We start from the raw sequence: 21,422 nt of genomic DNA on the forward strand, positions 1-21,422 counted from the left end.
GCACACCTGCTATGGCAGGGCGTTTTTGGTGCGCACAGCGCACCCTACACGGCTCCTGGACAACTCCCCTCTCCCGCTTGCGGGAGAGGGCTGGGGGGAGAGGGCTCTCTTGGCGCATATATCATGCCTCCACTACCAACCTCACACCCTGCCCTGCACAGCCTGCGCGCCCTGCTCTGCGGCTTCGCCCAAATCTTCCTGCAACAGCACCCCGGCTGCGGCCTGCTGGTGCTGCTCGCCATCCTTGTCGGCGCCCCGGATTTGCTGCCCGGCGCTTTGCTCAGCGGTCTGACCTCGATGCTGATTGCGCAACGCCGCGGCTACCCGCCTGCGGATATCGCCATCGGCCTGTATGGCTACAACGGCATCCTGCTCGGTCTGCTGCTCTGCCTGAAACTGCCATGGACACCGCTGCTGCCCGGGCTGATCATCGCCAGCGCCGCCCTCTCCAGCCTGCTGCTGGCACCCTGGATGCGGCGCATGCGCAAATATGGCTGGCTACCTGCATTCACCTTTCCCTTCGTGCTGCTGGGTTGGCTGTTGCTGGCTCTGTTCGGTCAGCTCCAGCCGCTACTCGCTCCCCCGGCAGACATAGTCGCTACGCCTGAGCTGAACGCCCTGCAGTTGTTGCTCGCCGTGCTATGCGGCCTGGGGCAGGTGATTTTTCTCGACTCGCCATGGGCCGGCCTGTGCCTGCTGCTCGGCTTGCGCCTGGCCGACGGCCACGCAGCGCTCTGGGCGTTGCAGGGCTCCAGCGGCGGACTCATGCTGGCGATGGTCAATGGCTGGCCCACCGATGCCGCCCTGAGCAGCCTCTACAGCTACAACGCCAGCCTCGCTGCCATCGCCCTGAGCCGGGTGCATCGCTGCCCGCTGGCTCCCGGGGCAGGCGTGCTGCTCGCCCTGCTCTTGCAATTCGGGTTCGCCAGCCTTGGTCTGTCCGTACTGACCCTGCCCCTTATCCTCGCCTGCTGGCTTATAAGAGTCGCCCTGCAAAGCTGGCATAGGGTGCTCAGAGACACCCCACCAACGGCCTAGAGTCGCGCACGCAGGTGCCTTCATCGCGTTCCAGCCCGTTATTGACCAGGCAGCACCATACGCAGGCACTTTTCTTACGGAACCTGACGGCCGTACTGAGCAACACCATGCAGCCAGTACTGCCCATATTGCCGGCAACCACCCGCAATAGCGCAGAGTCTTGTGCAGCCGCTGCTCAGCAGAGCATTGCCAGGGCCATCGTCCTTCTGAAACAGGCTGAAGCAAACCCGGATAGCCATTGCGTGGTTATAAAGTCGCACCCTGGGCTATAAAGCCCGCCCTTTTGACAATAAGGAAACGCGCCATGGCCGTTACCACCCATGAATCCACGGCTGCTGCCAAAGCCGCCTGGATTGGCCTGATCCTGGGTCCATTGCTACTGCTCCTGTGCCTGGTTACCGAACCACCAGCGGGGCTTTCCGAGACAGCCTGGGCCACCATTGGCCTGGCCTTGCTGATGGCAACCTGGTGGTCGACCGAGGCCATCCCGATTCCGGCCACCTCGCTGTTGCCAATCCTGTTGATCCCGGCGCTGGGCATCGACAGCCTCAACGCCGCGACCGCGCCCTATGCCAATCCAACCATCTACCTGTTCCTCGGCGGCTTCATCCTGGGCCTGGCCATGGAGCGCTGGAACCTGCACAAGCGCATCGCCCTGATGACGCTGCTGGCCATGGGCAGCAAGCCGAGCAGGCAGATCGCCGGTTTCATGATGGCCACTGCCTTTCTCAGCATGTGGGTGAGCAATACCGCCACCACCATCATGATGCTGCCCATCGGCCTGTCGGTGATCGCCATGCTCAGCGGTGAAAATAAAACCAGCGAGACCGACCGCGAGCGCTTCGCCACCGCCCTGCTGCTGGCGATTGCCTATGCAGCAAGCCTGGGGGGGATCGCCACTTTGATCGGCACACCACCCAATGCGCTGCTGGCCGCCTTCCTGGCCGACAACTACGACGTACAGATCGGTTTTGGTCAGTGGATGCTGCTGGGCGTACCGGTATCCGCGATGATGCTGATCTTTACCTGGTGGTGGCTGACCCGTGACGGCTTCAACCTCCGCGGGCATGACAGCACTCAACTGATCCGCAGCGAGCTGGCCGAGCTGGGCCCGCTGAGCCGGGGTGAGAAGCTGGTGGCACTGGTGTTCGTGGTCACGGCACTGGCCTGGATATTCCAGCCGCTGATCGCCGACTGGATATCGGGTGTGAACGACACCAGCATCGCCATCGCCGCAGCACTGGCGCTGTTCATCATCCCGGTAGACACCAAGAAACGTGTATTCCTGATGAACTGGGAAAGCGCCGGCAAACTGCCATGGGGTGTATTGCTGCTGTTCGGTGGTGGCTTGTCGCTGGCCGGCGTGATCCGCAGCTCCGGCCTGGCCGAGTGGATTGCACAGAGTCTCGGCGCATTGGGTGCCCTGCCCGTGATCGCGATAGTCGGCGTGGTGGTGCTGGTGATCATCTTCCTCACTGAAATCACCTCCAACACGGCGACTGCCGCCGCCTTCCTGCCGCTGCTGGGTGCGCTGGCCGTGGCTCAGGGGATGCCGGCCGAGCTGCTGGCGATTCCGGCCGCCATCGCCGCCAGCTGCGCCTTCATGATGCCGGTGGCGACACCACCGAACGCCATCGTGTTCGGTACCGGGCATATGAAGATACAGTCGATGATCAAGGCCGGCTTCGCCCTCAACCTGTTCGGCGTGGTGGTCGTCACGCTGGCCTGCTACCTGCTGGTGGGCTTGATCTGGGCGCATTGAGCCCGGAGCGAAGCTATCCGTCAGTCAAGCGTCAATGCGCCGCCCGTACAGGGGCGGCGCTGCGCCACGAATCGAGAGAGCGCCGCAGCGGCAAAGCTTCGCCCCGGGGCGGGGCTCCTACACAGAAACCCGGAACACCCCTACCCGTAGGAGCGGCGCCCCGCCGCAAATCGAGAGAGCGCCGCAACGGCAAAGCTTCGCACCGGGGCGGGGCTCCTACACAGAAACCCGGAACACCCCCTACCCGTAGGAGCGGCGCCCCGCCGCAAATCGAGAGAGCGCCGCAACGGCAAAGCTTCGCACCGGGGCGGGGCTCCTACGCAGAAACCCGGAACACCCCCTACCCGTAGGAGCGGCGCCCCGCCGCGAATCGAGAGAGCGCCGCAACGGCAAAGCTTCGCACCGGGGCGGGATTTCGACATAGATGCCGCACAAGAGCCGCGCCTCGCGACGAATCAAGCACGGCGCAAAGCCAAAACCTTCGCGCCGAAGCGCCTGCGAAAGACGACCCGAGAAGTCTTATCTGAAATGCGGCGGGTTGCTCCCGCCCTACCGCGCGATCAGCGATTCTGATACTGGCGGAACAGCCCCGGAGGAATGCCGGAGCTGTCGGTATCCCGCCACGGCCCGCCGGCCTGTGGCGACCAGCTCCAGCCGCCCTCCCAGCGGTAGAAGATGCGCTCGCGGTAGTACAGATCACGTGCACCTTCGACTACATAGACGCCCAGCCCCGGGTTCCAGTGGCTCTTCACCCCAGGCGGCGGCGCGTAGCGCGGGTGCGACGGCTGCTGCACCGGCGGCAACTGGCCAACCGGTGTACTCGGTTGCTGCAATACGCAGCCGCTCAGGCCAAGCCCGAGTACGCAGGCCAGCACCAAACGCTTCACTATGGCTGCCCGTCACGGCTGTCGATCAGTAGCGTCTGTACGTCAGTGGCCGAGTTGGCTACAGAACCGCTCTGGCCGATCCACTCACCCTGAGTGGCATTGCCGGCGCGCGATATACGCGCCACCAGTTGCACCTGATCGAATTGGGAGATTTTCAGCTGTGGCATCATCGCATCCACATCCGACAGGCTGACTTGCGCCGGCAGGTCGGAAACCTTCAGGCGCTTGACCGCCAACGGCACCGGCGGGCCACTGAGGGCACGGGCAAAGATGAACACGGCATCGTCCGGCTGCACGTTCTGCTGCACGTCGGGCGCCAGCGATACGCTGACCTGCAGCGCCTGAACCTTGGCGTCCGGCTCGGCTGCAGCGCTGGGCTGCTCGCCCTCAGCCATCTGCTGGCGGGCACGTTCGATACCACCGGCGATGGCCGCACGGGACGGATCCTGCTCCGGCAACACGGCGACCAGACGCTCCCAGTAGCGCACGGCATCGGCATAGCGCTGGCTTTCGTAGGCAGCGATACCCAGCAGACCGAGACTGGTGACCTCTTCCGGATCAGCCTGCAACGCTTCGTCGGTAAGCGCCTGCAGTTGCTCGTTCCACTGTTTGCCTTCGGCGAAATACAGCGCCTGCGCCCATTGACCGAGCAGCTCCGGCGCACGTCCGGCGACGTCCACGGCACGCCCGAAGGCCTTGGCAGCATCTGCGGCACGCTCCTGCGCCATGTAGGTACGACCGAGGAAATACCAGGCCTCGGCGGAGTCCGGCTGCTGCTGCACGGTCTGCTCCAGGCGCGCAGTCATCTCCTCGATGCTTTGCGGCTGCGCAGCGGCCAGTTGGCGCGCCTGCACGACTTCATCGGCAGCACCCCAGTGCAGGTACAGAGCCACGCCAAGTACCGGCACCAGCAACGCCGAAATCAGCGGAATCTTGCCGCCGAGCACGCTGCTGCGGCGCTGCACGCCTTCGGTATCATCCAGCAGCTCGCGCGCAGCCTCGGCGCGGCCGGCCTCCATCTGTGCATCGTCGAGCACGCCGGCCTGGAGTTGGTTTTCCAGCTCCTGCAGGCGCTCCTGATAGAGGGTGACGTTAAGTGCGGTACGGTCTTCTTCGGCCTGCAGCTTGCGAATACGCAGTACCGGAATCAACAGAAAAGCCAGGGCAGTCAGCAACAGCAGCCCGGCGGGCAACCAGAAATCGATCATCGGTCTTTGTTGTCCTGAGAGTTTTGCTCGAGCAATGCGGCGAGGCGCGCCTGCTCATCGACGGAGAGGCCAGCAGCAGAGCGGTCTTTGTTCTGGCTGCGACGGCGCAGGAGAATCACCCCCAGCACACCGAAGCCGATTACCAACATGCCGGCCGGGCCGTACCAGAGCAGCAGCGTGCGACTGGTCAGCGGCGGCTTGTAGAGCACGAAGTCGCCATAGCGCGAGACCAGGAAATCGATGATTTCCTCGTTGCTCTTGCCCTCTTCGAGCATGCGGAAGATCTCGTTGCGCAGGTCCATGGCGATCGGCGCATCGGAGTCGGCGATGTTCTGGTTCTGGCACTTCGGGCAGCGCAGCTCTTCGATCAGATTGCGATAGCGCTGACGCTCGGCGTCGTTGGCGAACTCAAAGGTATCGATGGCGGCATGCGCACTGGCCAACAGCCCCAGTGCCAAACTGGCAAAAATCAACAGACGCTTCATGGCTGGGCCTCGTCAACCAATTGCTGGTAGATCGGCGCCAGCGTCTCGCGCCAGATCCGCTCGTCGATGGTGCCGACGAACTTGTGACGGATGATGCCCTTGGCATCGACGAAGAAGGTTTCCGGCGCGCCGTACACACCCAGGTCCAGACCGAGGCTGCCCTTGGCGTCCTCGATGTTGAGCTGATACGGATTGTGCAGGTCGCGCAGCCATTTCTGCGCAGGTTCGCGCTGATCCTTGTAGTTGACCCCATGGATCACCACGCCAGCCTCGGCCAGCTTGTTCAGCACCGGATGCTCGTGACGGCAGGCCGGGCACCAGGTGGCCCAGACGTTGACCAGCGCAGGCCGGCCCTTGATGTCAGCCTCGCTGAGGGTGCGCTCGGGATCGTCCAGCGCCGGCAGGCTGAAAGCCGGAAACGGCTTGCCGATCAGCGCCGAGGGCAACTCGGACGGGTCGAGGAACAGGCCGCGATAGAGGAATACGGCAATCGCCAGAAAGGCCAGCAGCGGCAACAGCAGGAGCAGGCGTCTCATGCGCTGGCCTCCTGCATGCCCAGGGCTTCGCGCACGCGGGTTCTGACCTTGATGCGGTAGCGCTTGTCGGCTGCAGCGAGGAAGCCGCCGAAGCCCATCAGCAGCGCGCCCAGCCAGATCCAGCGGACGAACGGTTTGATGTGAATGCGTACGGCCCAGGCGCCCTGCTCCAGCGGCTCGCCGAGGGCGACGAACAGGTCGCGAGTGAAGCCGGCATCGATGCCCGCCTCGGTCATGGTCGCCTGCTGCACGGTGTACAGGCGCTTCTCCGGGTGCAGCACGCTGATCTGCCGCTCGCCGTCGAACACACGCACCGTGCCCTTGTCGGAAATGAAGTTGGGGCCTTCATGATGCACCGCGCCCTCAAACTGGAAGCGATAGCCGCCCAATTCCACCGAGTCACCCGGCGCCATACGCAGATCGCGCTCGTAGCTGCCAAGGCTGGTGAGCACCACACCCAGGGCGCATACGGCGAAACCGAAGTGCGCCATCTGCATGCCCCAGTAGCTGCGGCCCAGGCTCGGCAGGCCTTTTAGCAGGCCCTTGTGCCGGGTCTTGTCGAGGATGTCGCGCACGCCAGCCAGGATCACCCAGAAGGCCAGCAGGCAGACGGCCAGAACGGCCCAGTGGAAATCGCCATGCAGGAAAGTGGCGACTACCGCCAGCACCACGCTGGCCACCAGCACCGGTGCCAGCATGCTGCCCAACCATTTCAGCGGGGTATCCTTCCAGCGCACCAGCACGCCGACACTGATCACCGCCATCAGCAGTGCCATCAGCGGCAGGAACAGCGCGTTGAAGTAAGGCGGGCCGACCGACAGCTTGGCGCCGGTCAGCGCATCGAGCACCAGCGGGTAGAGGGTGCCGAGCAGAATCATCGCGGCCGACACCACCAGCACGATGTTGTTGACCAACAGCAGCGCCTCACGCGACCACAAGCCAAAGCCGACCTGGCTCTTGACCACCGGCGCGCGCACGGCGAACAACGCCAGCGAACCGCCCACCACCACCAGCAGGAAGGCGAGAATGAACACGCCGCGCTCCGGGTCGGTGGCAAAAGCATGCACGGAGGTCAGCACACCAGAGCGAACCAGGAAGGTACCCAGCAGGCTGAGGGAGAAGGCGGCGATGGCCAGCAGCACCGTCCAGCTCTTGAACACGCCGCGCTTCTCAGTCACGGCCAATGAGTGGATCAGCGCCGTGCCCACCAACCAGGGCATGAAGGACGCGTTCTCTACCGGGTCCCAGAACCACCAGCCGCCCCAGCCGAGCTCGTAGTAGGCCCACCAGGAGCCCAGGGCGATACCGATACCAAGGAAAGCCCAGGCAACGGTAGTCCAGGGCCGCGACCAGCGCGCCCAGGCAGCATCGAGCTTGCCGCCGAGCAATGCGGCGATGGCGAAGGCAAAGGCCACCGAGAAACCGACGTAGCCCATATACAGCATCGGCGGATGCACGATCAGGCCGAAGTCCTGCAACAAGGGATTGAGGTCGCGGCCATCAGCCGGCGAGTTCGGCAGCAGACGTTCGAAGGGGTTGGAGGTGACGATCAGGAACAGCAGAAAACCAATGCTGATCATGCCCATCACTGCCAGTACGCGGGCCAGCATCTCCTCCGGCAGGTGGCGCGAGAAGATCGCCACGGCGAAGGTCCAGCCCGCCAGAATCAACGCCCACAGCAGCAGGGAGCCTTCGTGTGCGCCCCACACCGCACTGAACTTGTAGTACCAGGGCAGTGCCGTGTTGGAGTTGTTGGCCACGTAGGCGACGGAGAAATCGTCGACCATGAATGCATAGGTCAGACAGATGAAGGAAAACAACAGAAAGGCGAACTGACCCCAGGCAGCCGGCTGCGCCAGGCTCATCCATTGGTGGTCACCGCGCCAGGCACCGATCAGCGGTAGCGTCGCCTGTACCAGGCACAGGCACAGCGCCAGAATCATCGCCAGATGGCCGAGCTCGGGAATCATTGTGCGCTCTCCTGCTGATAGCCTTGTTTGGCGGCCTTGGCCTCGTTGTGCTTCTGCATCATTCCGCTCTTTTCCAGCGCCTGCATGACTTCAGGCGGCATGTAGTTCTCGTCGTGCTTGGCCAGTACCTCGTCAGCCACCAGCACGCCCTCTGCATTGACACGCCCCAGAGCGACGATGCCCTGCCCTTCACGAAACAGATCCGGCAGGATGCCGCTGTAGCGAATGGTCACGCCATGGGCGCCATCGGTGACGACGAAGTCGACTTCCAGGGTATCGGGGGAGCGCTTCACCGAGCCCTCTTCGACCAGACCACCGGCACGAATGCGCGTGCCCTCGGGCGCTTCGCCATTGGCGATCTGACTCGGGGTGTAGAACAGGTTGATGTTCTCCTGCAGCGCGGTCAGCGCCAGCGCCACGGCGATGCTGACGCCACAGAGGATGGCCAGAACGATGTACAGGCGTTTCTTGCGAACCGGATTCACTTCGACTTCTCCCGGCGCAAACGACGCGCCTCGTCTTGCAGGTAACGGCGGCGCGCCAGGATTGGCAGCACCACATTCAACGCCAGGATCGCCAGGCTGACGCCGTAGGCACTCCAGACGAATACACCATGAGTGCCCATGGCGAGAAACTCGGAGAACGACGCGAAACTCATGCCTTGCCCTCCACCAATGTCTGCACTTCGGCTTTCACCCAACTGCTGCGCGCTTCACGCTTGAGCACTTCAAGACGCATGCGATAGAGCAGCACGGCGCCGAAGAAGCAGTAGAACCCCAGCACCGCCAGCAGCAGCGGCAGCCACATCTCCATCGGCATGGCCGGTTTTTCGGTGATCTTGAAGGTGGCGGTCTGGTGCAGTGAGTTCCACCATTCCACCGAGTACTTGATGATCGGAATGTTGACCACACCGACGATGGCGAGCACGGCACAGGCCTTGGCGGCGCTGTCGCGGTTGCTGATCGCATTGCCCAGGGCGATGACGCCGAAATACAGGAACAGCAGGATCAGCATCGAGGTCAGGCGCGCGTCCCATACCCAGTAGGTGCCCCAGGTCGGTTTGCCCCAGATGGCCCCCGTGAGCAATGCGATGGCGGTCATCCAGGCGCCGACGGGGGCAGCCTGCTGCAGGGCGACATCGGCCAGCTTCATCTTCCACACCAGCCCGACCAGGCCGGCGATCGCCAGGGTCACGTAGATCGACTGCGCCAGGAAAGCCGCCGGAACATGAATGTAGATGATGCGAAAGCTATTGCCCTGCTGGTAGTCCGGCGGCGCGAACGCCAGGCCCCAGATCAGGCCAGCGGCGATCAGCAACACAGCAGCGATACTGAGCCAAGGCAGCCAGCGGCCGCTCATCTCATAGAACCACTTGGGCGAACCCCACTTGTGAAACCACGTCCAGTTCATTCAGTCGACTCATCATCTACACGTAGCCCGGATGCAATCCGGGGAGGCTATCAAGAGCTCCCGGATCGCATCCGGGCACATCACGGTTCGTTCTTATTCGCCGACACTGATGGTCAGACCGGCGGCAATCGCAAAAGGTGTCAGGGTCACCGCCAGGGCGGTGAGGCTGGCCAGCCACAACAGGTGACCGCTAGCCGGCAGTCCTTGCAAGGCCGCCTGCAGCGCCCCGCTGCCAAGAATCAGCACCGGGATGTACAGCGGCAGGATCAGCAGCGCCAGCAGCAGGCCGCCGCGCTTAAGACCAACGGTGAGCGCCGCGCCCACCGCGCCGAGCAGGCTCAGCACCGGGGTGCCGAGCAGCAGGGAAATCAGCAGTACCGGCAGGCAACGCCCAGGCAGACCAAGCATCAGCGCCAGCACAGGCGCCAGCAAAACCAGCGCCAGACCGCTGAAAAGCCAGTGTGCCAGCACCTTGGCCAACACCAGAAGAGGCAGGGGGTGCGACGAAAGGACCCACTGTTCCAGCGAGCCATCCTCGAAATCACTGCGGAAAAGCCCGTCCAGCGAGAGCAGCACGGCCAAAAGGGCTGCGACCCAGACCAGACCCGGAGAAAGGGTTTGCAACAATTGCGTCTCTGGTCCCACCGCCAGCGGGAACAGCGCAATGACGATGGCGAAGAATACCAGGGGGTTGGCCAGGTCGGACGGACGACGAGCAAGCAGACGCATTTCCCGCGACAGCAGCTGTGTGAAAACGTTGCTCATGCCGCGTGCTGCCCCAGATCCAGGTCGCGATAGGTCGCCGGTGTACGCTGCAGACTGTGGTGAGTGGTCAGCACCACGACGCCACCGCGTTCGCAATGGCCGGCCAGGTGCGCTTCGAGTTGCGCCACACCGCTCTTGTCCAGCGCGGTGAACGGCTCATCGAGCACCCACAGCGGCGGCGTATCGGCCAAATAAAGGCGTGCCAGGGCGACACGGCGCTGTTGGCCGGCCGACAGGGTATGACAGGGAACATCTTCGAAACCGCGCAGGCCGACCGCCTCCAGCGCCTGCCAGATCGCCTCGCGATTGGCCGGGCGATGCAACGCGCAGAGCCAGGCCAGGTTCTCTTCGGCAGTCAGCAGGCCCTTGATGCCGGCGGCATGGCCAATCCACAACAGGTTGCGCGCCAGTTCACTGCGCTGCTCGGCCAGGGCCTGGCCCTGCAAAAGGATGTCGCCGGAGGTCGGCTGACGCAGGCCAGCGATCAGCCGCAACAGGCTGGTCTTGCCACTGCCGTTGGGGCCGCTGATCTGCAACATGTCGCCTGGCTGCAGGGCGAAGTGCAGTTGCTCGAAGAGCATGCGCCAGTCCCGCTCACAGCTGAGCGCCACGGCTTCGAGAAGGGGAACGGGACGGGTCATCGATACCTGGCAGGGTTAAAGTCGACGGTGCTCCGGCCGCTATACTGACGCGTGCCGGAAGTGCGCTGCGCAACGGGCCGGCATTATACATGTCGCATCACTGTCCCCGCAGTCAGCATTTTCGACAGGGTGTTAATCTGTCGCAGACAAATCGGCCGTAGGGTGTACTCGCGAAGCAGTACACCATCAGATACGTGAGAGCCCATGAGCGAAATCAGCAGCCCACGCCCGCTTCCCCCTGCCGTGCCGGTGATTCGCAACACTGCGACTGCCGCAGACATGGCCGTGCGCCTGTTGCAGCCGCTGGAAGGCATGCTGGCAGCCGGCGAAAGCGCCAAGGCCGAAGTCGTGGCGATTCGCGAGCAGGCGCAAAGCTTCCAACTGCTGCTCAAACTGACCCTCGCCGGCGGCAAGCAGGCGACTCTGCAAGCCGAAAGCCCCAGGCCACTGGCCCAGGGCAGCGCACTGGTGGTCACAGCACTGTCCGAGACTCGCCTGGCGCTGGCCTTGCAGGCTGGCGGTGACAAGCCGCTGACCAGCCTTGATCTGCAACAACTACCGCCCGGCACGCTGGTGCAGGGCAAGGTCGTCAGCAGCGCCCCGCTGCCGACACAGAATGCGCAGACAATCTATCGCCTGGTGGTGAACCTGCTCAATACCCCGCTCGCCGGCAGCCAGCTGGCGCTCGACAGTCCGCAGGCGCTGCCGCTCGGCAGCCTGCTCAGCGCGCAGGTGCAGGGCAGCCAGAGCCTCGCCTTCCTGCCGCTCAGTGGCCGCCTCGATCAATTGGTACTGGGCCAGCAACTGGCCGCCCAGCAGAATCGCCAGGCATCGCTGGAGGGTCTGTTCAAGGGCCTGCAGAAGCTGAGCGGCGGCGATGAAGCCCTGCGCGGCAGTATCGACAAACTACTTGGCGCCCTCCCCGACAGCACCCAGCTGAGTACCGCCAAGGGCCTGGCCCAGGCACTCGAAGGCAGCGGTGTGCTGCTCGAAGCCAAACTGCTGCAGGGCCAGACCGGTACACTGCCGCAGGACCTGAAGGCCAACCTACTGCGTCTGATCGCCCAGCTGATGCCGCAACTGCCAGGGGTTTCCGGCCCCCTTGCCGGCCTGCAGAACGCCCTCGGCCAGAACCTGCCCAACCTGGCCCGGCAACTGCTCGGCGCAGGCGCTGCCGGGTCGGCACGCCAACAGGCGCTGACCTTTCCCCTGCCCTCACGCTTGCTGCAGAACATGGATGGCGAAGCCGACCTGGAAACCCTGCTGAAGCTCGCCGCAGCGGCCGTCTCACGGCTGCAGACGCACCAACTGTCGAGCCTCGCGCAAACCCAGGTCGACGCCAACGGCAACCTGCTGACCACCTGGCAGCTGGAGCTGCCCATGCGCCATCAGCAGGAGGTGATTCCGCTGCAGGTCAAACTGCAGCGCGAAGACAGCGCCAAGGCGGAAAAAGCGGAACAGAAGGAAACACTCTGGCGCGTGGAACTGGCCTTCGATCTCGACCACCTTGGCCCACTGCAGGTTCGGGCTCAGTTGCTACGCGGCAGCCTCTCCAGCCAGTTATGGGCCGAACGCGCCGATACCGCATCGCTGATCAACGCCGAACTGGGCAACCTGCGTGAGCGCCTGCAAGCCGCGGGCCTGGAAGTCGGCGAACTGGCCTGCAGCCAGGGCATGCCGCCGCAAGGGCCGAAGACCTCGCTGGAACAACGCTGGGTGGACGAAACCGCATGAGCCGCAAGTCGCAGTCCGAAGCGCGTCAGGCCATCGCCCTCAACTATGACGGGCAAACCGCGCCAATACTCTGCGCCAAGGGTGATGACGAACTGGCCGAAGCCATCCTCGCCATCGCTCGCGAATACGAAGTGCCCATTTACGAAAATGCCGAGTTGGTGCGTTTGCTGGCGCGCCTGGAACTGGGCGACGCCATTCCGCAAGCGCTGTATCGCTGCATTGCCGAGATCATCGCCTTCGCCTGGTACTTGCAGGGCAAGACACCGGAAGGTTTCGAGCAGGGGCAGGACAGCGAGCGCGACGTGACGCCGACGCTACCCCGCTTGAGCGGGCCGACTCGCTGATTTCGCGACGGAACACATGCAGGGCAAGAAAAAGCTTGGCTATGTCTGCGTTAGCTGTTGCCAAGCGGTTCAAAGCTTCGCGACTGAAGCCGCTCCTACGGTTTTTTGGGCTGGTGCAGGCGGCTGATCAGCTCGGCCTCGGCCTTGCTCAGGCCACAGGACTGGGTCAGGTCATCGACGCTGGCGCCCATGCCCACCAGGCGAGCAGCCTGGGTGAACGACAGGCTGCTGGGGTCACGCTGTTCGATCTGGCTGACCTTGTCCGGCAGCGGCGCCACTACTCGGCGCAGCTCATGCAGCTCTTCGCCCATGCGAATGCTGCCGGTCAGGTAGGCGTCGAGACGCTTGCTCAGCTCCCTGATCCGCGCATCGCGCACGGCGTCACGCTTGGCCTGCTCAACCAGCAGGCGCTGCTGGTTGCGGTACAGGCCTTTGCAGACGATGCCCAATGCCACGCATAGCAGCGCCACGAAGGCCAGGGCCGCGGCAAGCATGGCGAACTCGGACATGGCTCAGATGCTCTCCAGCTCCGACCACTCTTCCTCGGACATCATCTTGTCCAGTTCGACCAGGATCAGCAGCTCGCCGTTCTTGTTGCACACGCCCTGGATGAACTTGGCCGACTCGTCGTTACCGACGTTCGGTGCAGTCTCGATCTCGGACTGACGCAGGTAGACCACTTCGGCCACGCTATCGACCAGGATGCCGACCACTTGCTTGTCCGCTTCGATGATGACGATACGGGTGTTGTCGGTGACCGGCGCCGAACCCAGGCCGAAACGCTGGCGGGTATCGATTACGGTAACCACGTTGCCACGCAGGTTGATGATGCCCAGCACATAGCTCGGAGCACCCGGTACCGGGGCGATCTCGGTGTAACGCAGGACTTCCTGCACCTGCATCACGTTAATGCCGTAGGTCTCGTTATCCAGGCGAAAGGTCACCCACTGCAGAATCGGATCTTCGGCACCCTGTGCAGAACTTTTCTTCATGTCCCTAGCCTCATCAAAAACCGCTCAGTGCGGCATGCGCGGGTCGACCCGCTTGTCATCAACTATAAGAGCCCGTTGGCACTGGCTCACCAATTCTCAATGCAGTTTGCCGCCATTCAGGCGTTTCGCCCCGCCGCTGGCGATCAGCTCGGCCAGTGCCGCGACGTCGAGCAGCGCGCACATGTGCTCGATCACCGTGCCGGCCAGCCAGGGCCGCTGGGTACGCTGGCTGCGCCACTTGACCTCGCTCGGGTCCAGGCGAATCGAACGGCTGACCTGATGCACGGCCAGCCCCCACTCGTAGCCCTGCACCGAAATCACGTACTGCAGGCCTTCGCGGAAGTCATCTCGGTAACGATCCGGCATCACCCAGCGCGCAGTGTCCAGCACCTTCAGGTTACCGGCCTGGCTCGGCAGGATACCGAGGAACCAATCCGGCTGCCCGAACAGCGGTGTCAGCTCCTGACCTTCCAGTGGGTAAATCGACCCCAAGCAGATCAATGGCACGGCCAGGGTCAACCCGGCAACGTCGAACAGCAGGCATTCGAACGGCTCCTCGGCCCAGGCAGGGCGACCATCGGCCAACAGCGCAGCCGGCTGTGGCGCCAGCTCGGCAGCGGGAGCAAGCGCCGGCGGCGCCTCGTCGATGAGCGGAGCTTGTATCGGCGCGAGTAATTCAACCGGTGCGACGTCCATCTGTACCAGCGGTTCAACCACGCTAGCGGGCACAACCGGCTCAACCAGCCGCGCATCGCGCACCTGCTCCTCGAGCACAGCGGCCTCGAACTCGTCGAGGCTGACGGACATCTCCAGTTCGGCAGCGGCCTCCTGTAGCAGCCCGTCAAGGTAGGACTGCAGGGCCAACTGGGAACGCGTGGCGGTGGCGAGGTTACGGCTCATGACTGGAACCCGGAATAAGATCTTGACAGCCTATCGGCCGCTGCATGCTCCGACTTGAGTGTCGCAGTTCAACACAGACGCTCATTTCAAGCCACCTGCGCCGCCGGGTGATGAGTCAGAAGATGCTTGAGCAGTGCCCGATAGGCGATCACGCCACGGCTGCCCGCATCGAACTGCGAAGGCGTCCGCCCTGCCCGACTGGCATCACGCAAGCGCGTATCGACCGGAATATAGGCCGGCCACAGGTGCTCGGGATAGGTATTGCGCAGCACCCGCAGCGTGCTCATGGACGCCTGGGTACGACGGTCGAACAGCGTCGGCACGATGGTGTAGGGCAAGGCCTGCTTGCGCGAACGGTTGATCATCGCCAGCGTGGTGATCATGCGCTCCAGGCCCTTCACCGCGAGGAACTCGGTCTGTACCGGAATCACCAGTTGCTGGCTGGCTGCCAGGGCATTGACCATCAGTACGCCGAGCAGTGGCGGGCTGTCGATGACAGCATGATCGAAATCTTCCCACAGCTGCGCCAGGCTCTTGGCGATTACCAGACCCAGGCCACTCTGCCCCGGTGACTGGCGCTCGAGCGTGGCCAGCGCGGTGCTCGACGGCAACAGGGAGATATTCTCGTGACTGGTGCTGTGCAGCAGCTGCTTGGGCAGGCCTTGCGGCACATTGCCCTGATGCAGGAACAGATCGAAGCAACTGTGCTCCAGCGCATCGGGGTCATGACCGAAATAACTGGTCATCGACCCATGCGGATCGAGATCGACCACGACCACACGCTTGCCGGCATCGGCCAACAGGCCTGCCAGGGCGATGGAGGTGGTGGTCTTGCCGACCCCACCCTTCTGATTGGCTACTGCCCAGACTTTCATTTTCTCTCATCCTCCCGGCAAGAGGCGCTCAGGCCGAGAATGGCTATCGCACGCACGCAGCAGGCGACTGGGATTTGACGGCTCACGACTGTGGAACCCCCGACGTAGGCGCTGGTGCAGGTTGCGTGCCAGCCTCTGACTGCTGGGTCGCGGCACTGCCAGCGCCACGTCGCGTGTCGAGGTTGCGCGAAATCACCAGCACGACCCGGCGATTACGCCCCCTGCCCTCGGCTGTGGCATTGTCCGCTACCGGCTGGAACTCGCCGTAACCGACAGCAGCCAGACGTGAAGGGTCGACACCATCCATGGCCAGCATACGCACGATGCTCGCCGCGCGCGCCGCAGACAACTCCCAGTTGGTCGGATACTGCGCTGTCTGAATTGGCACGTTGTCGGTGAAACCTTCCACCTTTATCGGGTTCTGATAAGGCGCCAGAATCTTGGCGAGCTTCTCGATGATGTCGAACGCCTGATTGTTTGGAATGGCATCACCACTGGGAAACAACAGACTGGAGCTGAGCTCGATCTCGATCCACATCTCGTTGCCGCGTATGGTCAGCTGATCACTCTTGATCAGCTCGCCAAACACCTCGCGCACGCTGGAGGCGATGCTTTGCAGGGCCGAATCCGAGCTGGGGTCGTCCATCGAGGTGTTATCAGGCTCACTGGTGCGCGGCCGTTCCTCACCGACCGGAATCGGCTTGATCGAGCGTTCAGGCTGATTGAACACGCCCGTCAGCGACTCCGAGAGGATCTTGTACTTGCCTTCGTTGATCGAGGAAATCGAGTACATCACCACAAAAAAGGCGAATAGCAAGGTGATGAAGTCGGCATAGGAGACCAGCCAACGCTCGTGATTCTCGTGCTCTTCATGATGCCGCCTGCGCGCCATGCCATACCTCCATCAGTCCATGAAGCCTTGCAGCTTCAGTTCGATGGAGCGCGGGTTCTCACCCTCGGCGATGGACAGGATGCCCTCCAGCAGCATCTCGCGGTAACGCGACTGGCGCAGAGCAATGGACTTGAGCTTGTTGCCCATCGGTAGCAGCAGCAGGTTGGCGAAGCCGACGCCGTAGATGGTGGCAACGAACGCCACGGCAATGCCGCTGCCGAGAATGCTCGGATCAGCCAGGTTGCCCATCACGTGAATCAGGCCCATCACTGCACCGATAATACCGATGGTTGGCGCATAACCACCCATGCTCTCGAACACCTTGGCGGCCTGGATATCGCGCGCCTCCTGGGTATAGAGATCGACCTCCAGAATGCTGCGAATGGATTCCGGCTCGGCGCCGTCGACCAGCAACTGCAGACCTTTGCGCGCATAGGGGTCAGGCTCGGCATCGGCCACTGCCTCCAGGCCGAGCAGGCCTTCCTTGCGTGCCACCATGCTCCAACCGGTCACACGATTGATACCGCCGACCAGATCGATACGCGGCGGGAAAAAGATCCAGCGCATGATGCTCATGGCACGCTTGAACACCTGCACCGGCGCCTGCAGAAAAGCCGCGCCCAGCGTGCCGCCGATGACGATCAGCGCCGCCGGACCGTTGAGCAAGGCACCAGCGTGCCCGCCTTCGAGATAATTGCCGCCCAGAATGGCAACGAACGCCAGGATGACGCCAATCAGGCTCAGTACATCCATGCGCATGTTTCCGACTTAGCGTTCGTCACTGGCAGGCCTCGGTCAGGTGCCGGCCGATGTCATCCAGGCCGTAGACCGCATCCGCCAGATTGGCTTTGACCACGGCCATGGGCATGCCATAGATCACGCAACTGGCCTCGTCCTGCGCCCACACCTGGCTACCGCCCTGTTTGAGCAGGCGCGCACCCTCACGGCCATCGGCGCCCATACCGGTGAGTACCACGGCCAGCACCTTGTCACCGTAAGACTTGGCGGCAGAGCCGAAAGTGATATCGACACAGGGTTTGTAGTTGAGGCGTTCGTCACCCGGCAGGATTTTTATCGCGCCACGCGCATCGACCATCATCTGCTTGCCACCAGGCGCCAGCAGCGCCAGGCCTGGGCGCAGGATATCGCCATCCTCAGCTTCCTTGACCTGAATGCGGCAGAGCTTGTCCAGGCGCTCGGCGAAAGCCTTGGTGAAGGCCGCCGGCATGTGCTGGATCAGAACCAGCGGCGCCGGAAAATTGGCCGGAAGCTGGGTCAGCACGCGCTGCAGCGCCACCGGGCCACCGGTCGAGGTGCCGATGGCCACCAGCTTGTAGGCCTTGCGCTTGGGCGCTGACGACGTAGGGGCTGCGCCACCGGCCGCTGCCGCCGGACGCGCAGCAACAGGAGCCGGTGCAGCAGGTCGCGTCGAGACAGCAGGACGACTGGTCGGCGCCGCGCTCGGACTAGCCGCAGTCGGCGCCGGAGCCACCGCGGCCGCACTGAAACGGCGGTTGCTGCGCGCGATGCTGTGCACCTTCTCGCACAGCATCTGCTTGACCTTTTCGGGGTTGCGCGAGATGTCTTCGAAGTTCTTCGGCAGGAAATCCACTGCCCCCGCATCCAGCGCATCGAGCGTGACGCGGGCGCCTTCATGAGTCAGCGAGGAGAACATCAGCACCGGCGTCGGACAGCGCTGCATGATGTTTCGAACCGCAGTGATGCCATCCATCATCGGCATCTCGTAATCCATGGTGATCACGTCGGGCTTGAGCGCCAACGCCTGATCGATGGCTTCCCGCCCATTGGTGGCCGTGCCCACGACCTGAATACTGGGGTCAGCAGACAGAATTTCCGACACGCGCCGACGGAAGAAACCGGAGTCGTCTACCACCAAGACCTTGACTACCATACACACTCCTAGACGGCGTGGACCTCGGGTCCACGCCGCGAAACATCAGAACCGTCGAGCGTAGCGCTTGAGCATGCTCGGTACGTCGAGAATCAATGCAATGCGTCCGTCGCCCGTGATCGTGGCGCCGGACATCCCGGGCGTGCCTTGCAGCATCTTGCCCAGCGGCTTGATTACCACTTCTTCCTGGCCGACCAGTTGATCGACGACAAAGCCGATGCGTTGGCTGCCAACGGTGACGATCACCACATGGCCTTCACCCTGCCCCTCCTGGAATGCCTGCGGCACCAGCCAGCGCTTGAGGTAGAACAGCGGCAGCGCCTTGTCGCGCACGATCACCACTTCCTGGCCGTCGACCACGTTGGTACGCGACAGGTCGAGATGGAAGATCTCGTTGACGTTGACCAGCGGGAAGGCGAAGGCCTGATTATCCAGCATCACCATCAGCGTCGGCATGATCGCCAGGGTCAGCGGCACCTTGATGACGATCTTCGAACCCTGGCCCTTCTGCGAGAACACGTTGACCGTGCCGTTGAGCTGGGAAATCTTGGTCTTCACCACGTCCATGCCGACACCACGGCCGGACACGTCGGAGATCTCGGTCTTGGTCGAGAAGCCCGGGGCGAAGATCAGGTTGTAGCATTCGAACTCGTTCAGGCGATCGGCCGCGTCCTTGTCCAGCAGGCCTTTCTCGACGGCCTTGGCACGTAGCACGTCAGCATCCATGCCTTTGCCGTCGTCGGTGATCGACAGCAGGATATGGTCGCCTTCCTGCTCGGCGGACAGCACCACGCGGCCTGCGCGAGCCTTGCCGGCCTTCTCGCGTTCTTCCGGGGTTTCAACGCCGTGGTCGACAGCGTTGCGCACCAAGTGCACCAGCGGGTCAGCCAAGGCCTCGACCAGGTTCTTGTCGAGGTCGGTTTCCTCGCCCACCAACTCGAGGTTGATTTCCTTCTTCAGGTTGCGCGCCAGATCGCGCACCAGGCGCGGAAAGCGGCCGAAGACCTTCTTGATCGGCTGCATGCGGGTTTTCATCACCGAGGTCTGCAGATCCGCAGTCACCACGTCGAGGTTCGACACTGCCTTGGACATCGCCTCGTCGCCGCTGTTGAGCCCCAGGCGCACCAGACGGTTACGCACCAGCACCAGTTCGCCGACCATGTTCATGATCTCGTCGAGGCGCGCGGTGTCGACCCGTACGGTGGTTTCCGCTTCGCTCGCGGCCGGCGCCTTGTCAGCAGCCGGCGCGGGCGCGGCAGAAGCACGAGCAGCAGCAGGCTCAGGTTTGGCTGCTGCGGGCTTGGCAGGCGCGGCGGCCTTGGGCACTGCTGCAGGTTTGGCCGCGGCGGCAGGCGCTGGCGCCGGCTCAGCGGGCGGCACGAATTTGCCCTTGCCGTGCAATTGATCGAGCAGCGCCTCGAACTCGTCATCGGTGATCTCATCACCCGCCGGAGCGGGCGCTGCAGCAACGGCTGCAACCGGAGCAGCAGCTTCGGCGGTGGCCGAGAACTGGCCTTTGCCATGCAGTTGATCGAGCAGCGCTTCGAACTCGTCATCGGTGATCTCATCACCTGCCGCTGCGCCAGCAGGCGCAGAAGCAACTACCGCAGCGGCAGGCGTTTCGACCGTACCGGCGAACTGCCCTTTGCCGTGCAACTGATCGAGCAGCGACTCGAACTCGTCATCGGTGATCTCATCGCTGGCACTGGTCTGTGCACTCGGGGCGGCAGCCGGCGCGTCACCCAGGGCATCGAGCAGTTGCTCGAATTCGCTGTCGGTGATGTCGCCCGCGGCAGCGGACGGCGTAGCTGGCTGAGACACCGGCACGGGTTCCGGCTCGGCCTGCTGCACCGGCGCAGGAGCCGCTTCGGCGCCGCCCGGTTCGGCCAGGCGTGCCAATGCCGCCAGAAGTTCAGGCGACGCGGGCGTCGGCTCGCGGCGCTCACGCACCTCGCCGAACATGCCATTGATAGCATCAAGAGCCTCGAGCACCACATCCATCAACTCCGACTCGACGCGACGCTCACCCTTGCGCAGGATGTCGAAGACGTTTTCGGCGATATGGCAGCACTCCACCAACTCGTTGAGTTGGAGGAAACCCGCTCCACCCTTGACGGTATGAAAACCGCGGAAGATGGCATTGAGCAGGTTCATGTCGTCCGGTCGGCTTTCCAGCTCGACTAACTGTTCGGACAACTGTTCGAGAATCTCGCCGGCCTCTACCAGGAAATCCTGGAGGATCTCTTCATCGGCGCCGAAGCTCATATTGTGTGCTCCTTAGAACCCTAGGCTGGACAGCAGGTCGTCGACATCGTCTTGGTTGGAGGCAACGTCATCACGCTTATCGGCATGAATCTGCGGACCTTCACCCCGCGATGGTTCTTTTAATTTTTCCTGTTCGGCGCGTAGCACGTCGTGGTTGTGCTGAATGCCGGCAAAACGGTCGACCTGGCTGGCCATGAGCATCAGCTTGAGCAGGTTGCTTTCCACTTCGGTCACCAGTTGGGTGACACGCTTGATCACCTGGCCGGTGAGGTCCTGGTAGTCCTGCGCCAACAGAATGTCGTTGAGATGACCGGAGAGCTTGGCGCCATCTCGCTCGCTACGGGCGAGGAACAGCTCGACACGCTTGGCCAGCTCACGAAAGCCATCGGCACCGATTTCGCGGCGCATGAAACGACCCCACTCGACGCTCAGGCTTTGCGCTTCATCGCTCAGGTCGTTGACCAGCGGCGCGCTCTGCTCCACCAGATCCATGGTCCGGTTGGCAGCCTTTTCGGTCATGGTCACGACGTAGTTCAGGCGTTCGGTAGCGTCGGCGATCTGCGACAGTTCCTGGGCATGCGGCATACGCGGATCGAGCTGAAAATTGACAATGGCGTTGTGCAGTTCACGGGTCAGTTTGCCGACCTCGTGATACAGCCCGCGATCGCGGACCTTGTTCAGCTCGTTGATCAGTTGCACCGCAGCGCCGAAATTACCTTGCTCAAGGCTATCGACCAGATCGCGGGCATTGCTTTTCAGGGTCGACTCGAGGTCACCCAGCGTGGAGTCATCATGTTCCATAGCAC

General features: G+C 63.2%; 23 protein-coding genes. 4 read left to right on the forward strand and 19 right to left on the reverse strand.

Annotated features, from left to right (window positions below):
- Positions 1 to 123: 123 nt before the first annotated feature.
- Both PSOLE_RS06370 and PSOLE_RS06375 read left to right on the forward strand, forming a co-directional pair.
- Positions 124 to 1,038: an urea transporter gene (locus PSOLE_RS06370; RefSeq protein ID WP_074857701.1), complete on the forward strand. Its 915-nt coding sequence runs from the start codon at positions 124 to 126 to the stop codon at positions 1,036 to 1,038.
- A 304-nt stretch (positions 1,039 to 1,342) separates the two neighbouring features.
- Positions 1,343 to 2,800 carry an SLC13 family permease gene (locus PSOLE_RS06375; RefSeq protein WP_003460805.1) on the forward strand — a complete coding sequence of 486 codons (1,458 nt, stop codon included), beginning with the start codon at positions 1,343 to 1,345 and terminating at the stop codon, positions 2,798 to 2,800.
- A gap of 560 nt (positions 2,801 to 3,360) precedes the next feature.
- On the opposite strand, the gene PSOLE_RS06380 is transcribed toward PSOLE_RS06375, so the two are convergent.
- The 10 genes from PSOLE_RS06380 to ccmA form a co-directional block, all read right to left on the reverse strand.
- Positions 3,361 to 3,687 carry a hypothetical protein gene (locus PSOLE_RS06380; RefSeq protein WP_039964681.1) on the reverse strand — a complete coding sequence of 109 codons (327 nt, stop codon included), beginning with the start codon at positions 3,685 to 3,687 and terminating at the stop codon, positions 3,361 to 3,363.
- On the reverse strand, positions 3,687 to 4,895 hold the full coding sequence (ccmI, locus tag PSOLE_RS06385) for a c-type cytochrome biogenesis protein CcmI (protein ID WP_074857699.1): 1,209 nt from the start codon (positions 4,893 to 4,895) through the stop codon (positions 3,687 to 3,689). The genes PSOLE_RS06380 and ccmI overlap by 1 nt, the downstream gene beginning before the upstream one ends.
- Positions 4,892 to 5,380 (reverse strand): cytochrome c-type biogenesis protein, encoded by a 489-nt coding sequence (locus PSOLE_RS06390; RefSeq protein ID WP_003460802.1) that lies wholly within the window; start codon positions 5,378 to 5,380, stop codon positions 4,892 to 4,894. Before PSOLE_RS06390 ends, ccmI begins: the two co-directional genes overlap by 4 nt.
- Positions 5,377 to 5,916 carry a DsbE family thiol:disulfide interchange protein gene (locus PSOLE_RS06395; RefSeq protein WP_003460801.1) on the reverse strand — a complete coding sequence of 180 codons (540 nt, stop codon included), beginning with the start codon at positions 5,914 to 5,916 and terminating at the stop codon, positions 5,377 to 5,379. The genes PSOLE_RS06390 and PSOLE_RS06395 overlap by 4 nt, the downstream gene beginning before the upstream one ends.
- The gene (locus tag PSOLE_RS06400; protein WP_074857695.1) at positions 5,913 to 7,886 is read right to left on the reverse strand and encodes a heme lyase CcmF/NrfE family subunit; all 1,974 of its coding nucleotides are present in this window, start codon (positions 7,884 to 7,886) and stop codon (positions 5,913 to 5,915) included. Before PSOLE_RS06400 ends, PSOLE_RS06395 begins: the two co-directional genes overlap by 4 nt.
- Entirely contained in the window at positions 7,883 to 8,371 is a 489-nt protein-coding gene (gene ccmE / locus PSOLE_RS06405) for a cytochrome c maturation protein CcmE (RefSeq protein ID WP_003460799.1), read from the reverse strand. Before ccmE ends, PSOLE_RS06400 begins: the two co-directional genes overlap by 4 nt.
- Positions 8,368 to 8,544 (reverse strand): heme exporter protein CcmD, encoded by a 177-nt coding sequence (gene ccmD, locus PSOLE_RS06410; protein WP_003460798.1) that lies wholly within the window; start codon positions 8,542 to 8,544, stop codon positions 8,368 to 8,370. The genes ccmE and ccmD overlap by 4 nt, the downstream gene beginning before the upstream one ends.
- Positions 8,541 to 9,296 carry a heme ABC transporter permease gene (locus tag PSOLE_RS06415; RefSeq protein WP_003460797.1) on the reverse strand — a complete coding sequence of 252 codons (756 nt, stop codon included), beginning with the start codon at positions 9,294 to 9,296 and terminating at the stop codon, positions 8,541 to 8,543. The genes ccmD and PSOLE_RS06415 overlap by 4 nt, the downstream gene beginning before the upstream one ends.
- 93 nt (positions 9,297 to 9,389) lie before the next feature.
- Positions 9,390 to 10,061, reverse strand: coding sequence for a heme exporter protein CcmB (ccmB, locus tag PSOLE_RS06420; protein WP_003460796.1), 672 nt, complete (start codon positions 10,059 to 10,061; stop codon positions 9,390 to 9,392).
- Positions 10,058 to 10,702, reverse strand: a complete 645-nt coding sequence (gene ccmA / locus PSOLE_RS06425; protein ID WP_074857692.1) for a cytochrome c biogenesis heme-transporting ATPase CcmA — start codon at positions 10,700 to 10,702, stop codon at positions 10,058 to 10,060. The genes ccmB and ccmA overlap by 4 nt, the downstream gene beginning before the upstream one ends.
- Before the next feature lie 204 nt (positions 10,703 to 10,906).
- On the opposite strand from ccmA, the gene fliK reads away from it, so the two are divergent.
- Together fliK and PSOLE_RS06435 are read left to right on the forward strand one after the other, a co-directional pair.
- Complete coding sequence (gene fliK / locus PSOLE_RS06430; protein ID WP_055986372.1) at positions 10,907 to 12,436, forward strand: flagellar hook-length control protein FliK; 1,530 nt, start codon at positions 10,907 to 10,909, stop codon at positions 12,434 to 12,436.
- A complete protein-coding gene (locus PSOLE_RS06435) occupies positions 12,433 to 12,780 on the forward strand; it encodes an EscU/YscU/HrcU family type III secretion system export apparatus switch protein (protein WP_074857689.1) in 348 nt (115 codons plus the stop codon). Before fliK ends, PSOLE_RS06435 begins: the two co-directional genes overlap by 4 nt.
- 95 nt (positions 12,781 to 12,875) lie before the next feature.
- Here PSOLE_RS06435 and PSOLE_RS06440 read toward each other — a convergent pair whose 3' ends face one another.
- The 9 genes from PSOLE_RS06440 to PSOLE_RS06480 all read right to left on the reverse strand — a co-directional run bounded on the left by PSOLE_RS06440 (position 12,876) and on the right by PSOLE_RS06480 (position 21,417).
- Positions 12,876 to 13,289 (reverse strand): DUF2802 domain-containing protein, encoded by a 414-nt coding sequence (locus PSOLE_RS06440; protein WP_055986378.1) that lies wholly within the window; start codon positions 13,287 to 13,289, stop codon positions 12,876 to 12,878.
- A 3-nt stretch (positions 13,290 to 13,292) separates the two neighbouring features.
- Entirely contained in the window at positions 13,293 to 13,772 is a 480-nt protein-coding gene (locus PSOLE_RS06445; protein ID WP_003243242.1) for a chemotaxis protein CheW, read from the reverse strand.
- Between the two features lie 96 nt (positions 13,773 to 13,868).
- On the reverse strand, positions 13,869 to 14,672 hold the full coding sequence (locus PSOLE_RS06450) for a CheW domain-containing protein (protein ID WP_074857687.1): 804 nt from the start codon (positions 14,670 to 14,672) through the stop codon (positions 13,869 to 13,871).
- Positions 14,673 to 14,758: 86 nt separating this feature from the next.
- Positions 14,759 to 15,547, reverse strand: coding sequence for a ParA family protein (locus tag PSOLE_RS06455; protein WP_003460780.1), 789 nt, complete (start codon positions 15,545 to 15,547; stop codon positions 14,759 to 14,761).
- A gap of 82 nt (positions 15,548 to 15,629) precedes the next feature.
- Complete coding sequence (gene motD, locus PSOLE_RS06460; protein WP_003460778.1) at positions 15,630 to 16,439, reverse strand: flagellar motor protein MotD; 810 nt, start codon at positions 16,437 to 16,439, stop codon at positions 15,630 to 15,632.
- A gap of 12 nt (positions 16,440 to 16,451) precedes the next feature.
- Positions 16,452 to 17,192 carry a flagellar motor protein gene (locus tag PSOLE_RS06465; RefSeq protein WP_055986384.1) on the reverse strand — a complete coding sequence of 247 codons (741 nt, stop codon included), beginning with the start codon at positions 17,190 to 17,192 and terminating at the stop codon, positions 16,452 to 16,454.
- 25 nt (positions 17,193 to 17,217) lie between these two features.
- Entirely contained in the window at positions 17,218 to 18,351 is a 1,134-nt protein-coding gene (locus PSOLE_RS06470) for a protein-glutamate methylesterase/protein-glutamine glutaminase (RefSeq protein WP_055986388.1), read from the reverse strand.
- Between the two features lie 45 nt (positions 18,352 to 18,396).
- Complete coding sequence (locus PSOLE_RS06475) at positions 18,397 to 20,616, reverse strand: chemotaxis protein CheA (RefSeq protein ID WP_074857684.1); 2,220 nt, start codon at positions 20,614 to 20,616, stop codon at positions 18,397 to 18,399.
- Positions 20,617 to 20,628: 12 nt separating this feature from the next.
- Complete coding sequence (locus PSOLE_RS06480; RefSeq protein ID WP_003460774.1) at positions 20,629 to 21,417, reverse strand: protein phosphatase CheZ; 789 nt, start codon at positions 21,415 to 21,417, stop codon at positions 20,629 to 20,631.
- Between the last annotated feature and the right edge of the window lie 5 nt (positions 21,418 to 21,422).

It is taken from the genome of Pseudomonas oleovorans subsp. oleovorans (assembly GCF_002197815.1).
GTDB classification, from domain to species: Bacteria; Pseudomonadota; Gammaproteobacteria; order Pseudomonadales; family Pseudomonadaceae; genus Aquipseudomonas; species Aquipseudomonas oleovorans.

What these genes read in the sequence shown, in the direction of transcription:
- PSOLE_RS06370 (WP_074857701.1), top strand. Translation starts at nt 124, where the DNA reads ATGCCTCCACTACCAACCTCACACCCTGCCCTGCACAGCCTGCGCGCC.
- PSOLE_RS06375 (WP_003460805.1), top strand. Translation starts at nt 1,343, where the DNA reads ATGGCCGTTACCACCCATGAATCCACGGCTGCTGCCAAAGCCGCCTGG.
- ccmI (WP_074857699.1), bottom strand. Translation starts at nt 4,895, where the DNA reads ATGATCGATTTCTGGTTGCCCGCCGGGCTGCTGTTGCTGACTGCCCTG.
- PSOLE_RS06390 (WP_003460802.1), bottom strand. Translation starts at nt 5,380, where the DNA reads ATGAAGCGTCTGTTGATTTTTGCCAGTTTGGCACTGGGGCTGTTGGCC.
- PSOLE_RS06395 (WP_003460801.1), bottom strand. Translation starts at nt 5,916, where the DNA reads ATGAGACGCCTGCTCCTGCTGTTGCCGCTGCTGGCCTTTCTGGCGATT.
- PSOLE_RS06400 (WP_074857695.1), bottom strand. Translation starts at nt 7,886, where the DNA reads ATGATTCCCGAGCTCGGCCATCTGGCGATGATTCTGGCGCTGTGCCTG.
- ccmD (WP_003460798.1), bottom strand. Translation starts at nt 8,544, where the DNA reads ATGAGTTTCGCGTCGTTCTCCGAGTTTCTCGCCATGGGCACTCATGGT.
- PSOLE_RS06415 (WP_003460797.1), bottom strand. Translation starts at nt 9,296, where the DNA reads ATGAACTGGACGTGGTTTCACAAGTGGGGTTCGCCCAAGTGGTTCTAT.
- ccmB (WP_003460796.1), bottom strand. Translation starts at nt 10,061, where the DNA reads ATGAGCAACGTTTTCACACAGCTGCTGTCGCGGGAAATGCGTCTGCTT.
- ccmA (WP_074857692.1), bottom strand. Translation starts at nt 10,702, where the DNA reads ATGACCCGTCCCGTTCCCCTTCTCGAAGCCGTGGCGCTCAGCTGTGAG.
- fliK (WP_055986372.1), top strand. Translation starts at nt 10,907, where the DNA reads ATGAGCGAAATCAGCAGCCCACGCCCGCTTCCCCCTGCCGTGCCGGTG.
- PSOLE_RS06435 (WP_074857689.1), top strand. Translation starts at nt 12,433, where the DNA reads ATGAGCCGCAAGTCGCAGTCCGAAGCGCGTCAGGCCATCGCCCTCAAC.
- PSOLE_RS06440 (WP_055986378.1), bottom strand. Translation starts at nt 13,289, where the DNA reads ATGTCCGAGTTCGCCATGCTTGCCGCGGCCCTGGCCTTCGTGGCGCTG.
- PSOLE_RS06445 (WP_003243242.1), bottom strand. Translation starts at nt 13,772, where the DNA reads ATGAAGAAAAGTTCTGCACAGGGTGCCGAAGATCCGATTCTGCAGTGG.
- PSOLE_RS06450 (WP_074857687.1), bottom strand. Translation starts at nt 14,672, where the DNA reads ATGAGCCGTAACCTCGCCACCGCCACGCGTTCCCAGTTGGCCCTGCAG.
- PSOLE_RS06455 (WP_003460780.1), bottom strand. Translation starts at nt 15,547, where the DNA reads ATGAAAGTCTGGGCAGTAGCCAATCAGAAGGGTGGGGTCGGCAAGACC.
- motD (WP_003460778.1), bottom strand. Translation starts at nt 16,439, where the DNA reads ATGGCGCGCAGGCGGCATCATGAAGAGCACGAGAATCACGAGCGTTGG.
- PSOLE_RS06465 (WP_055986384.1), bottom strand. Translation starts at nt 17,192, where the DNA reads ATGGATGTACTGAGCCTGATTGGCGTCATCCTGGCGTTCGTTGCCATT.
- PSOLE_RS06470 (WP_055986388.1), bottom strand. Translation starts at nt 18,351, where the DNA reads ATGGTAGTCAAGGTCTTGGTGGTAGACGACTCCGGTTTCTTCCGTCGG.
- PSOLE_RS06475 (WP_074857684.1), bottom strand. Translation starts at nt 20,616, where the DNA reads ATGAGCTTCGGCGCCGATGAAGAGATCCTCCAGGATTTCCTGGTAGAG.
- PSOLE_RS06480 (WP_003460774.1), bottom strand. Translation starts at nt 21,417, where the DNA reads ATGGAACATGATGACTCCACGCTGGGTGACCTCGAGTCGACCCTGAAA.